The sequence below is a fragment of the Streptomyces dysideae genome, assembly GCF_001514305.1.
In the GTDB taxonomy this organism is placed as follows: Bacteria; Actinomycetota; Actinomycetes; order Streptomycetales; family Streptomycetaceae; genus Streptomyces; species Streptomyces dysideae.
This window is the reverse complement of the sequence record NZ_KQ949096.1, coordinates 122,447-134,761: the sequence shown is the minus strand read 5'-3', so window position 1 is coordinate 134,761 and position 12,315 is coordinate 122,447. Positions and strand designations below refer to the sequence as shown.

Sequence of the window (12,315 nt, the reverse complement as noted above, 5' to 3'; positions counted from 1 at the left end):
ACCACTGACTGCGAGGCACGCTCAGGGCCGTCTCCATTGGTCTCGGTGCGTCTCAGTACGCGGGCAGCGTCCTCGGGCCGAGGTCGTCACGGGCGGGCGGCGGCGCGAGCCGCACGGAGGCGCCGAGGACGCTCAGGCCGCGCGGGGCGACCACGACCGGCTCCAGCGTCACCGCGACGACCTCCGGGTGGTCGTCGACCAGCCGCGACACCCGCAGCAGCAGCTCCTCCAGCGCGGGGGTGTCGACGGGTGTGGAGCCGCGCCAGCCGAAGAGGAGCGGTGCGGTCCGGATCGAGCGCACGAGCGAGGTGGCCTCCCGGTCGGTGACCGGAATCAGCCGGTGCGCCGTGTCCCCGAGCAGCTGCGAGGCGGCCCCGGCTAGCCCGAAGGACAGCACGGCGCCGGCCGCGGGGTCGATGACGGCCCGTACGACGGTGTCGACCCCGCGCGGGGCCATCCCCTGCACGACCGGCCGCAGCTCTTCCGGCTTCCCGAACAGTTCCGTCAACTCGGCGTACGCCCGCCGCAGTTGCTCCTCGTCCGCGAGATCCAGCCGTACGCCGCCCAGGTCGGCGCGGTGCCTGAGGTGCGGGGCGGTGGCCTTGAGGGCGACGGGGTAGCCGAGGGTGCGGGCGGCCTCGGCGGCGGCGTCCGGGGACGGTGCGGGCAGGGCGCGGTGCACCTGGACGCCGTACTTCCCGAGCAGCTCGTATGTCTCCTCGGTCCCGAGAGTGAGGCCCTGCCCGCGCGCGAGCAGCCCGCCGATCAGCCGGGCGGAGCCCTTCTCGTCGATGTCCTCGTACTCGGGCACCTTGCCGGGCTCGGCGGCGTCACGCCGCCACTGCGCGTACTTGACCGCTTCGGAGAGGGCCCGGACGGCCCGCTCGGCAGCGGGGTAGGCGGGGATGAGGCGGGAGCAGTTTCTATCGGTGACTACAGAGGCGGTCACCGGTCCCGCTGGTACTGCGGTAGGCAGACGTTCCGCAGAGCGAGGGGGGTCCCCCCGCTCGAGCGAAGCCGAGAGTGGGGGAAGGTGGGCACCGCCCCCGCCGCCGAGTGCCGTCGAACCGGCCCGTGGTGCAGTGCTCGCCGCCGCCGACAACGCCTCCGCAAGCCCCCCGAGCTCCACGTGCACCACCAGCACCGGCTTCGCAGGAGCCGCGGCAGCCGCGGACCGCAGTGCCTCCGCCAGCTCCGCGTCCCCCGGGGACACCTCCCCGATCGCCGGTATCGCCGTCACGACCACCGCATCGCACGTGTCGTCGGCCAACGCCTCGGACAGCGCCCGATGGAAATCCGCCGCCGAGGCCGCGGTCGTCAGATCCAGCGGCGGCAGCGGTCGCAGCCCCTCGGAGAGGCACGCGTCGTACGTCAGCAGCCCCAGCGACTCGGAGTTCCCCAGGATCGCCACCCGCGGCCCGGACGGCAGCGGCTGCCGGGCCAGCAGCAGCCCCGCGTCCACCAGCTCGGTGATCGTGTCCACCCGGATCACCCCGGCCTGCCGCAGCAGCGCGGACACCGTGGCGTGCGGCAGCCGCGTCGCCCGTACCGCGTGCCCCTGCGGCGCGGCCCCGCCGTGCCGCGCCCCCTGCACGACGACCAGCGGCTTCGCCGCCGCCGTGCGCCGGGCGAGGCGGGTGAACTTGCGCGGGTTGCCGATCGACTCCAGGTACATCAGTACGACGTCGGTGTCCGGGTCGTCGTACCAGTACTGGAGGACGTCGTTGCCGGACACGTCGGCGCGGTTGCCGGACGAGACGAAGGTCGACACTCCCGTGACCCCGGTAACCCCTCCCCCGCGCCGGTGCAGCCGGGACAGCAGTGCGATGCCGATGGCGCCGGACTGGGCGAACAGGCCGATGCGCCCCGGACGGGGCATCTGCGGGGCGAGGGAGGCGTTGAGACGCACGTCGGCGGACGTGTTGATGACGCCGAACGCGTTCGGCCCGATGATCCGCATCCCGTACGCGCGCGCGTGCCGCACGAGTTCGCGCTGGCGCTCCCGCCCGTCGGGGCCGCTCTCGGCGTACCCGGCGGAGAGCACGACCAGGCCCTGCACACCGTGCTCGCCGCACTCCGTGACGACCTCGGGGACGTGATCGGCCGGCACGGCGACGACCGCGAGGTCGACGGGCCCCTCGATGTCCCGCACCGAGCGGTACGCGGGCACCCCGTCGAGCTCCTTCGACTCCTCCGGGAGCGCCTTGTTCACGGCGTACAGCCGGCCCGTGAACCCGGCGTCCCTGATGTTGCCGAGGACGTCGCGGCCGACGCCGCCGCGTGTGCGGCCGGTGCCGATGACGGCGACGGAGCCGGGCACCAGCAGCCGTTGCACGGAGCGCGCCTCGGCGCGCTGTTCGCGCGCGTACTGCACGGCGAGCGAGCGGTCCGTCGGCTCCAGGTCGAACTCCAGGCGTACGACGCCGTCCTCGAAGCTGCGTTTCTGGGTGTACCCGGCGTCCGTGAACACCTTGATCATCTTGGTGTTGGCGGGCAGTACCTCGGCGGCGAAGCGGCGGATGCCGCGCTCGCGGGCGACCGCGCCGATGTGCTCGAGGAGGGCGGAGGCGACGCCGCGCCCCTGGTGGGCGTCCTGGACGAGGAAGGCGACCTCGGCCTCGTCGGCAGGTGCGGAGGCGGGCATGCCGTCGGCGCCAATGCGGTCATAGCGTACGGTGGCGATGAACTCGCCGCCGATGGTGGCCGCGAGTCCCACCCGGTCCACAAAGTCGTGGTGCGTGAAGCGGTGGACGTCCTTGGCGGACAGGCGTGGGTAGGGCGCGAAGAAGCGGTAGTACTTCGACTCGTCCGAGACCTGCTCGTAGAAGCTGACCAGGCGCTCGGCGTCATCAACGGTGATGGGGCGGATGCGCGCGGTGCCGCCGTCGCGCAGCACCACGTCGGCCTCCCAGTGGGCGGGGTACTCGTGCCGGTCCGAGGCGCTCTGCATGGGGCCCAGAGTACGGCTCGCGTCCGACAACGGCGCGAGGCAGTCTCTGGAGGACGGAAGTCGGGCCGAGGCCGCGGCCCGACGACCACACGGGACGGGACACAGGACCGTTCCGGGCACGCTTCACGTATGGAACACTGGTCTAGACAACCCTGAGAAACTGAAGGGCAGCATCACATGGCTGAGCGCCGCGTCAACGTCGGCTGGGCCGAGGGCCTCCACGCCCGCCCCGCCTCCATCTTCGTCCGAGCCGCCACGGCCACAGGCGTCCCGGTGACGATCGCCAAGGCCGGGGGCAACCCCGTCAACGCGGCCTCCATGCTGGCCGTTCTGGGTCTGGGCGCCCAGGGCGGCGAGGAGATCGTCCTCGTCTCCGAGGCCGAGGGTGCGGACATCGCCCTCGACCGTCTGGCGAAGCTGGTCTCCGAGGGTCTCGAGGAGCTTCCCGAGACCGTCTGACCCCCCCTTGCGCCTAAGCCGGCGCCGCTCTCGCGGACGTGGTTGCGCGCCATCGGGGTTCCTCAATTGATGGTTGCGGCTTTCGTCGCTTCAAAGACGTCTCCCGCACCACCGAAGGGCTCGTCCGAATTATCGGGCGAGCCCTTCATATTTCTCTTTTGCGGGCAGCAGAAATAATCCCCCCTGGAATTCTTACCTCTTTGTATACGGCGCTCGTGTTAATGCCGCAGGCCCGACATGTTTACGGGATGTTGCGAGTTCCTCACACGGTCGGCCCGCTCCGTGCCGTTGGCGAACCGCAGCCGGTGCACGGCGGTCGAGCGCTCGGTGTGCAGCGTGGTGATCGTCCGCGCGCGCTCGCCGTCGCCGCGCGCCACGGCGTCCACGATGGCGCCGTGCTCCGCCCAGGACTCCGCGGGGTTGACCGGCGCCTCCACGGCGTACATCCAGGCGATCTTGTGGCGCAGCTGGGTCAGCGTCGACGTCAGCGCCTGGCTGCCAGAGGCCTGGGCGAGGGTCTCGTGGAACCAGCCGCCCAGGGAGCGCAGGTCCTCGCTGTTGCCCCGCCTGGCCCGCTCCTGGCCCAGCCGGACCAGGCCGCGCAGGACCTTCAGATGGGCCTCGGTGCGCCGCTGGGCGGCCCGGAAGGCGCCGAGCGGCTCCAGCAGGGTGCGCATCTCCAGCAGGTCGGAGGCCTCCTGCTCGGTGGGTTCCGCGACGCACGCGCCCGCGTGCCGCCGGGTCACCACGAAGCCCTCGGCCTCCAGGGTGCGCAGGGCCTCCCGGACGGGGACGCGCGAGACGCCGTAGCGACGCGCCAGCAGTTCCTCGGTGAGCCGGCTGCCGCGCTCGTAGACACCGGCGACGATGTCGTCCCGGATCGCGGTGCATACCGAGTGCGCCGGAATACGCATGACCGACCTCCGCTTTAATCCCCGTGAAACGTCGACGCCTGACGTGTGTTCAGTGACTCTATTGCAAAGAACCGGAATTTCCGATGGCAGGCCGGAATCCATGGATATTTTTTGGACAGCCGGGCACCGGAAACGCCGAAAGCCCCGGCTCGGGGAGCCGGGGCTTCGGGACGGAGGGCCGTCTGCCGTCAGACGTTCACGCCGTGCGAGCGGAGGTAGGCGAGGGGGTCGATGTCCGAGCCGTACTCCGCCGTCGTGCGGGCCTCGAAGTGCAGGTGCGCGCCGGTGACGTTGCCGGTGGCGCCGGAGAGGCCGATCTGCCGGCCCGGGGTGACGGTCTGACCCACCGAGACGCCGATGGACGACAGGTGGCCGTACTGGGTGTACGTGCCGTCGTTCATCCTGATCACGATCTGGTTGCCGTACGCCCCGGCCCAGCCGGCCTCGACGACCGTGCCGGAGCCGACCGCGTGGACGGAGGTGCCGCTGGCGGCGTGGAAGTCGATGCCGGTGTGGCTGCCGGAGGACCAGACGGCGCCGCCGGCCTTGTAGCTCGTCGAGACGTACGAGCCGGAGATCGGGGCGACGTAGGCGAGGAGGCGCTTGCGCTCGGCCTCGCGGGCGGCGCGCTCCTTGGCCTCGCGCTCCTTCTTGGCCTCCTCGGCCGCCTTCTTGCGGGCGGCCTCCTCGGCCTTGTTCTGGGCGGCCGCCTGCTCCTGAGCGGCTGCCTGGGCGTCGATCTGGTCGGCGACCGAGTCTCCGATGGAGAGGACGGGGATGAGGCCGCTCTGCTCGGCGGCGGGTTCGGCGGCGAGCGCCGGGGCGGCGAGGGTGCCGATGACGCCGGTGGTGGCGAGCGTGGCGACGCCCGCCGCACGGACGGTGGTGCGATGCATCCGGCTGGGACGGCGGTGCTTCCCGGTGGCGCGGGTGAACGCCATGGAGTGGCTGGTCCTTTCCTTCCTTCTCGCCTACCGGGTTAGCTGACGGGTTCGGAGCAGGAAGGTCTCCTACGGACCCCCTCGCGGTGCGCGCGGGCGTCCGATTCACCCCAGGGACGTGTGGGTCCCCGGCTCCCCTGGCTCGCGCCGTACGGGGACTCGGCGATGGCTGTCCGGTGCCGCGGCTGCGGCGCAGTGCCTGACGGACAGCCCGGAAGACGCTAAGCGGGACATCTTTCAATCCCCAAACGGATCGCGGCTTTTGTAGCGCATGCCACAGGGCAGACAGGCAACCTCTCCCCCAATCCGGACATAAGGGGGGCCCTGGTGACGCTCCGGTCACCAGGGCCTCTACGCGCGCGTGCCGCTACTCGGCCGCCACGACGGTGACTTCGCCGATGCCGAGGGTCTCGACGGGCTCCTTGATCTGCGCCGCGTCACCGACGAGGACGGTCACCAGACGGTTCACCGGGAAGGCGCTGACGGCCGCCGCGGTGGCCTCCACGGTGCCGGTCGCGGCGAGCTGGCGGTACAGCGTGGCCTGGTAGTCGTCGGGCAGGTGCTGCTCGACCTGGTCGGCCAGGGTGCTCGCCACGGCCGCGGCGGTCTCGTACTTCAGCGGCGCCACCCCTACGAGGTTCTGCACGGCGACGTCGCGCTCCTCGTCGGTGAGCCCCTCCGCGGCGAGGGTGCGCAGCACCGTCCACAGGTCCAGCAGGGCGGGACCGGTGTTGGGGGTGTCGACGGAGCCGCTGATGGCGAGCATCGCGGCGCCCGTGCCGTCCGGTGCGGAGCGCAGGACCTGGCCGAACGCCCGCACACCGTAGGTGTAGCCCTTCTCCTCGCGCAGGACCCGGTCCAGGCGGGAGGTGAGGGTGCCGCCGAGGCAGTACGTGCCGAGCACCTGGGCGGGCCACACGCGGTCGTGCCGGTCCGCACCGACCCGGCCGATCAGCAGCTGCGTCTGGACGGCACCGGGGCGGTCCACGATGACGACCCGGCCGGTGTCGTCGGCGGTCACCGGGGGCACCGGACGGGGCTGGGCCAGGGAGCCGGTCCAGGCGCCGAGGGTGTCGCCGAGCAGCGCGTCCAGGTCGATGCCGGTGAGGTCGCCGACGACCACGGCGGTGGCCGTGGCGGGCCGGACGTGCTTCTCGTAGAAGGTCCGTACGGCCGCCGAGTCGATCTTGGCGACCGTCTCCTCGGTGCCCTGGCGCGGACGTGACATGCGCGCGCTCGCCGGGAACAGCTCCTTGGAGAGCTCCTTGGCGGCCCGGCGGGACGGGCTGGCCAGCTCGTGCGGGATCTCGTCAAGGCGGTTGCGGACCAGCCGCTCGACCTCGCTGTCGGCGAACGCGGGTGCCCTGAGGGCGTCGGCGAGCAGGGCGAGCGCCTTGGCAAGGCGGGAGGCCGGGACCTCGAGGCTCAGCCGTACGCCGGGGTGGTCGGCGTGCGCGTCGAGGGTGGCGCCGCAGCGCTCCAGCTCGGCGGCGAAGTCCTCGGCGGAGTGCTTGTCGGTGCCCTCGGAGAAGGCCCGCGCCATGATCGTGGCGACGCCGTCGAAGCCGGCCGGTTCGGCCTCCAGGGGCGCGTCCAGGAGAACCTCGACGGCGACGACCTGTTGGCCGGGGCGATGGCAGCGCAGGACGGTCAGGCCGTTGTCCTGGGTGCCGCGCTCGGGGGCCGGGAAGGCCCACGGCCGGGACTCGCCCGCCTGGGGCTGGGGGTGGAACTCCATGGTGGCGAGCTCGGTCACTTGGCCGCCTCCTCGTTCTCGTCGGTGGCTTCCACGGTGGCCTCGGCCTCCGGGTCTTCGGGCGGATCCGCGTCCTCGGTGTGCTTCGCGGCCTCGAGGGAGACCGGCTCGTAGACGAGCACGGCGCGGTTGTCGGGGCGCAGGCGGGCCTTGGCGACCTCCTGGACCTCCTCGGCCGTGACCTCCAGCACGCGCTGTACGGCGGTCAGGGCGAGCTGCGGGTCGCCGAACAGGACGGCGTAGCGGCACAGTTCGTCGGCGCGGCCGGCGACCGTGCCGAGCCGGTCCAGCCACTCGCGCTCCAACTGGGCCTGGGCGCGCTCCATCTCCTCGGCGGTGGGGCCCTCCTCGGCGAACCGGGCGAGCTCCTCGTCGATGGCGGCCTCGATGACCGGCACCTCGACGTCGCCGGAGGTCTTCACGTCCAGCCAGCCCAGGGAGGGCGCGCCGGCCAGCCGCAGCAGGCCGAACCCGGCCGCCACGGCCGTACGGTCGCGGCGTACGAGCCGGTTGTAGAGCCGGGACGACTCGCCGCCGCCCAGGACCGTGAGCGCCAGGTCGGCCGCGTCGCACGCGCGTGTGCCGTCGTGCGGGAGCCGGTAGGCGGCCATCAGGGCGCGGGCCGGGACCTCCTCCTCGACGACCTCGCGCAGCTGCTCGCCGATGACGTCGGGCAGCGAGCCGTCGCGCGGGGCGGCCTTGCCGTCGTGGCCGGGGATGGAGCCGAAGTACTTCTCGATCCAGGCGAGGGTCTGATCCGGGTCGATGTCGCCGACGACCGACAGGACGGCGTTGTTCGGCGCGTAGTACGTGCGGAAGAACGCGCGCGCGTCCTCCAGCGTGGCCGCGTCCAGGTCTGCCATCGAGCCGATCGGCGTGTGGTGGTAGGGGTGGCCCTGCGGGTAGGCAAGGGCGGTCAGCTTCTCGAACGCCGTGCCGTAGGGGACGTTGTCGTAGCGCTGCCGGCGCTCGTTCTTCACCACGTCCCGCTGGTTCTCCATCGACTCGTCGTCGAGGGCGGCGAGCAGGGAGCCCATGCGGTCGGCCTCCAGCCAGAGGGCGAGCTCCAGCTGGTGGGTGGGCATGGTCTCGAAGTAGTTGGTCCGCTCGAAGCTGGTCGTGCCGTTGAGCGAGCCGCCCGCGCCCTGGACGAGTTCGAAGTGGCCGTTGCCCTTGACCTGGGCGGAGCCCTGGAACATCAGGTGCTCGAAAAGGTGAGCCAGGCCGGTACGCCCCTTGACTTCGTGGCGCGAGCCGACGTCGTACCAGAGGCACACCGCCGCGACCGGGGTCAAGCGGTCCTCGGAGAGCACCACGCGCAGGCCGTTGGCCAGGCGGTGCTCGGTCGCTGTCAGGCCGCCGGAGCCTGCCTGGGCTGTGGCCGTGTGACCCATGGGCATGTACGTCCCTTCAATCACGGAATCTTCGGTTGAAACTGCGGAAATCCTGCCGGTCCTGCCACTGTATGCAAGCGCGCGGAGGGTCGGCGAAGTTCCCGGACGACGTACGCCCAGAGCGAGATCGCGTAGCCTGCGCTCAACCGCGGGGGAGGCGCCTGGTGCGCCGGGCCGGCGGCCGACCACGGGTCCTGGTCCGCGTTGTCAGTGCCGCGGTCCACAATGGTCCGCGTCAGATCCCGTCAACAGCTTCAGCAAGGAGCCGGCAGCGATGGCCCGCCGCAGCACGAAGACCCCGCCGCCCGACGACTCGTACGAGGAGAGAATCCTCGACATCGACGTCGTCGACGAGATGCAGGGCTCCTTCCTCGAGTACGCGTACTCGGTCATCTACTCCCGAGCCCTGCCGGACGCCCGCGACGGCCTCAAGCCGGTGCACCGTCGCATCGTCTACCAGATGAACGAGATGGGCCTGCGCCCCGACCGCGGCTATGTGAAGTGCGCCCGCGTCGTCGGCGAGGTCATGGGTAAGTTGCACCCGCACGGCGACGCGTCGATCTACGACGCCCTGGTGCGCATGGCCCAGCCCTTCTCGATGCGGGTCCCCCTGGTCGACGGCCACGGCAACTTCGGCTCGCTGGGCAACGACGACCCGCCGGCCGCCATGCGGTACACCGAGTGCCGGGCCGCCCAGGCCGCGAGCCTGATGACGGAGTCGATCGAAGAGGACACGGTCGACTTCGCGCCGAACTACGACGGCCAGGAGCAGGAGCCCGTCGCCCTGCCCGCCGCCTTCCCGAACCTCCTGGTGAACGGCTCGTCGGGCATCGCGGTCGGCATGGCCACCAACATGCCGCCGCACAACCTCGCCGAGGTCATCGCGGCCGCCCGCCACCTGATCCGCTACCCGAACGCGGATCTGGACGCCCTGATGCGGCACGTCCCGGGCCCCGACCTGCCCACCGGCGGCCGGATCGTCGGCCTCACCGGCATCCGGGACGCCTACGAGACGGGCCGCGGCACCTTCAAGATCCGCGCGACGGTGTCGGTGGAGAACGTGACGGCCCGCCGCAAGGGCATCGTCATCACCGAGCTGCCCTTCACGGTCGGCCCGGAGAAGGTGATCGCCAAGATCAAGGACCTGGTCGGCTCGAAGAGGCTGCAGGGCATCGCCGACGTCAAGGACCTCACCGACCGCGAGCACGGCCTGCGCCTGGTCATCGAGATCAAGAACGGCTTCGTGCCGGAGGCGGTCCTGGAGCAGCTCTACAAGCTGACGCCGATGGAGGAGTCCTTCGGCATCAACAACGTCGCCCTGGTCGACGGCCAGCCCCTCACGCTCGGCCTCAAGGAGCTCCTGGAGGTCTACCTCGACCACCGCTTCGAGGTCGTACGGCGCCGCAGCGAGTTCCGCCGCAGCAAGCGCCGCGACCGCCTCCACCTGGTCGAGGGCCTGCTCACGGCACTGCTGGACATCGACGAGGTCATCCGTCTGATCCGGTCCAGCGAGAACTCCGCGCAGGCCAAGGAGCGCCTGATGGAGCGCTTCTCGCTGTCGGAGATCCAGACGCAGTACATCCTGGACACCCCGCTGCGCCGCCTCACCAAGTACGACCGCATCGAGCTGGAGTCGGAGAAGGACCGGCTGAACGCGGAGATCGCCGAGCTGACCCGGATCCTCGAGTCGGACTCGGAGCTGCGCAAGCTGGTCTCCTCCGAACTGGCCGCGGTGGCCAAGAAGTTCGGCACCGAGCGGCGTACGGTCCTGCTGGAGTCGGCGGGCTCCACGGCCGCCGCCGTACCGCTGCAGGTGGCGGACGATCCGTGCCGGGTGCTGCTGTCCTCGACCGGTCTGCTGGCCCGTACGGCCAACGGCGAGCCGTTCGCGGAGGACGCGGACGGCAAGCGCGCCAAACACGACGTGATCGTATCGGCGGTGCCGGCCACGGCCCGCGGCGAGGTGGGCGCGGTGACCTCGGCAGGCCGCCTGCTGCGGATCAACGTCGTCGACCTGCCCCAGCTCCCGGAGACGGCGGCGGCGCCGAACCTCTCGGGCGGCGCCCCGCTGTCGGAGTTCCTCTCCTTGGACGACGGCGAGACGGTGGTCTGTCTGACCACGCTCGACGAGTCGTCCCCGGGCCTGGCGCTCGGCACGGAACAGGGCGTGGTCAAGCGAGTGGTGCCCGACTACCCGTCCAACAAGGACGAGTTGGAGGTCATCACGCTCAAGGACGGCGACCGGATCGTCGGCGCGGTCGAGCTGCGCACCGGCGAGGAGGACCTGGTCTTCATCACGGACGACGCGCAGCTGCTGCGCTACCAGGCCGCGCAGGTCCGCCCGCAGGGCCGGCCGGCCGGCGGCATGGCGGGCATCAAGCTCACCGAGGGCGCCAAGGTCATCTCCTTCACGGCGGTCGACCCGGCTGCGGACGCGGTGGTGTTCACGGTCGCGGGCTCGCGCGGCACCCTGGACGACTCCGTCCAGACGACGGCCAAGCTGACCCCGCTCGACCAGTACCCGCGCAAGGGCCGGGCCACCGGCGGTGTGCGCTGCCAGCGGTTCCTGAAGGGCGAGGACTGTCTGTCCCTGGCCTGGGCGGGCGCCGTCCCGGCCCGCGCCGCGCAGAAGAACGGCACACCGGCCGAGCTGCCCGAGATGGACCCGCGCCGCGACGGTTCGGGCGTGTCGCTGGCGAAGACGGTGTCGGTGGTGGCGGGGCCGGTCTAGGCCGGAGGATCCTCGGGATCCTGCTCCCCTGAGTCCTGCCCTTCGGGGGCCTGTACGTAGCGGAGGACGCCCCACATGCCGTGCTCGTCGGCGTGTGGGGCGTCGTTCTGGCACGCCTCGAGTTCCTTGGCGAGGGCGGGCGCGTCGATGCCGGAGCCGATGAGGACGAGCTGGGTGAGTCGGGCCTCGGCGGGCGCCCAGGGCTCCGGGCAGAAGCGGAGGAACCGCCCGACGGCGTGTACGGCGTAACGGTTGCGGACGTCGTACGGCCCGAAGCCGACGTACCCCTTGATCCGGTACAGCCCCTCGGGCCGGCTGTCGAGGAACGTCATCAGCCGGCGCGGGTCGAGGGGGACTTCGGCGACGAAGGACAGGCTGTCGTAGGCGGTGTGCAGATGACCGGCGTGGTCGCCGTCGTCGGCGGTGTGCTCATGGAGGTCGTCGAAGGACAGCTGCCCGATGCGCTCCTCGCTGGGCCTGCAGTCGAAGAGGAACTCGGGGTCGATACGGCCGTAGGTGGCGGGGAGGACGGCGGCGCGGTCGGTGAGGTCGCGGACGACGGAGAGCACGCGCCCGGCGTCGGCCGCCCGGTCCAGCTTGTTGACCACGACGAGGTCGGCGAGGGCGAGGTGCCGGTCGATCTCGGGGTGCTTCGCGCGCGTGCCGTCGAACTCGGCGGCGTCGACGACCTCGACGAGCCCGCCGTACACGATCCCCGGCTGCTCACTCGCGAGCACCATGCGCACCAGCTCCTGGGGCTCGGCGAGCCCGCTGGCCTCGATGACGATGACGTCGATGCCGGCGGCGGGCCGGGCGAGCCGCTCGAGATAGAGATCCAGCTCACTGACGTCGACGGCACAGCACAGACAGCCGTTGCCGAGGGAGACGGTGGAGTCGCCCAGCGCGCCCGCCACGGCCATCGCGTCGATCTCGATGGCGCCGAAGTCGTTGACGACGGCCCCGATACGGCTGCCTCCGCTGCGGTGGAGGAGGTGGTTGAGGAGCGTTGTCTTGCCGGAGCCGAGGAAACCGGCGAGCACGACGACCGGGATCTGCCGCGGCCCCGGGCCCGGTGTCGGACCTGCGCTCGGAATCGGGCTCGGTTGGCTCACTGTGCGACCTCTCTCACACCGACGCGTGCACCGGCTCACGGCCTGGCACACGTACGAG

The 12,315-nt window shown here is 71.5% G+C and carries 8 protein-coding genes and 1 riboswitch; of the genes, 2 read left to right on the top strand and 6 right to left on the bottom strand.

Translation table 11 applies throughout. From position 1 onward, the window contains the following. Positions 1-52: 52 nt before the first annotated feature. On the bottom strand, positions 53-2,950 hold the full coding sequence (locus AQJ91_RS29975) for a bifunctional acetate--CoA ligase family protein/GNAT family N-acetyltransferase (RefSeq protein WP_067027742.1): 2,898 nt from the start codon (positions 2,948-2,950) through the stop codon (positions 53-55). Positions 2,951-3,127: 177 nt separating this feature from the next. On the opposite strand from AQJ91_RS29975, the gene AQJ91_RS29970 reads away from it, so the two are divergent. Next, complete coding sequence (locus AQJ91_RS29970) at positions 3,128-3,409, top strand: HPr family phosphocarrier protein (RefSeq protein WP_067027741.1); 282 nt, start codon at positions 3,128-3,130, stop codon at positions 3,407-3,409. 218 nt (positions 3,410-3,627) lie between these two features. Here AQJ91_RS29970 and AQJ91_RS29965 read toward each other — a convergent pair whose 3' ends face one another. The 4 genes from AQJ91_RS29965 to AQJ91_RS29950 all read right to left on the bottom strand — a co-directional run bounded on the left by AQJ91_RS29965 (position 3,628) and on the right by AQJ91_RS29950 (position 8,420). After that, on the bottom strand, positions 3,628-4,323 hold the full coding sequence (locus AQJ91_RS29965; RefSeq protein ID WP_067027739.1) for a GntR family transcriptional regulator: 696 nt from the start codon (positions 4,321-4,323) through the stop codon (positions 3,628-3,630). 188 nt (positions 4,324-4,511) lie between these two features. Then, positions 4,512-5,264 (bottom strand): M23 family metallopeptidase, encoded by a 753-nt coding sequence (locus AQJ91_RS29960; protein ID WP_067027737.1) that lies wholly within the window; start codon positions 5,262-5,264, stop codon positions 4,512-4,514. Between the two features lie 13 nt (positions 5,265-5,277). Then, positions 5,278-5,439: riboswitch (cyclic di-AMP (ydaO/yuaA leader) on the bottom strand. Between the two features lie 192 nt (positions 5,440-5,631). Then, complete coding sequence (locus tag AQJ91_RS29955) at positions 5,632-7,020, bottom strand: M16 family metallopeptidase (protein ID WP_067027735.1); 1,389 nt, start codon at positions 7,018-7,020, stop codon at positions 5,632-5,634. Continuing rightward, positions 7,017-8,420 carry a M16 family metallopeptidase gene (locus AQJ91_RS29950; protein ID WP_067027732.1) on the bottom strand — a complete coding sequence of 468 codons (1,404 nt, stop codon included), beginning with the start codon at positions 8,418-8,420 and terminating at the stop codon, positions 7,017-7,019. Before AQJ91_RS29950 ends, AQJ91_RS29955 begins: the two co-directional genes overlap by 4 nt. A gap of 268 nt (positions 8,421-8,688) precedes the next feature. On the opposite strand from AQJ91_RS29950, the gene AQJ91_RS29945 reads away from it, so the two are divergent. Continuing rightward, on the top strand, positions 8,689-11,145 hold the full coding sequence (locus AQJ91_RS29945; RefSeq protein WP_067027727.1) for a DNA gyrase/topoisomerase IV subunit A: 2,457 nt from the start codon (positions 8,689-8,691) through the stop codon (positions 11,143-11,145). Here AQJ91_RS29945 and AQJ91_RS29940 read toward each other — a convergent pair. Beyond that, complete coding sequence (locus AQJ91_RS29940; RefSeq protein WP_067027812.1) at positions 11,142-12,239, bottom strand: CobW family GTP-binding protein; 1,098 nt, start codon at positions 12,237-12,239, stop codon at positions 11,142-11,144. The two genes, AQJ91_RS29945 and AQJ91_RS29940, sit on opposite strands and share 4 nt — an antisense overlap. Between the last annotated feature and the right edge of the window lie 76 nt (positions 12,240-12,315).

Coding starts and splice junctions, on each gene's coding strand:
- AQJ91_RS29975 (WP_067027742.1), bottom strand. CDS start 2,950: ATGCAGAGCGCCTCGGACCGGCACGAGTACCCCGCCCACTGGGAGGCC.
- AQJ91_RS29970 (WP_067027741.1), top strand. CDS start 3,128: ATGGCTGAGCGCCGCGTCAACGTCGGCTGGGCCGAGGGCCTCCACGCC.
- AQJ91_RS29965 (WP_067027739.1), bottom strand. CDS start 4,323: ATGCGTATTCCGGCGCACTCGGTATGCACCGCGATCCGGGACGACATC.
- AQJ91_RS29960 (WP_067027737.1), bottom strand. CDS start 5,264: ATGGCGTTCACCCGCGCCACCGGGAAGCACCGCCGTCCCAGCCGGATG.
- AQJ91_RS29950 (WP_067027732.1), bottom strand. CDS start 8,420: ATGCCCATGGGTCACACGGCCACAGCCCAGGCAGGCTCCGGCGGCCTG.
- AQJ91_RS29945 (WP_067027727.1), top strand. CDS start 8,689: ATGGCCCGCCGCAGCACGAAGACCCCGCCGCCCGACGACTCGTACGAG.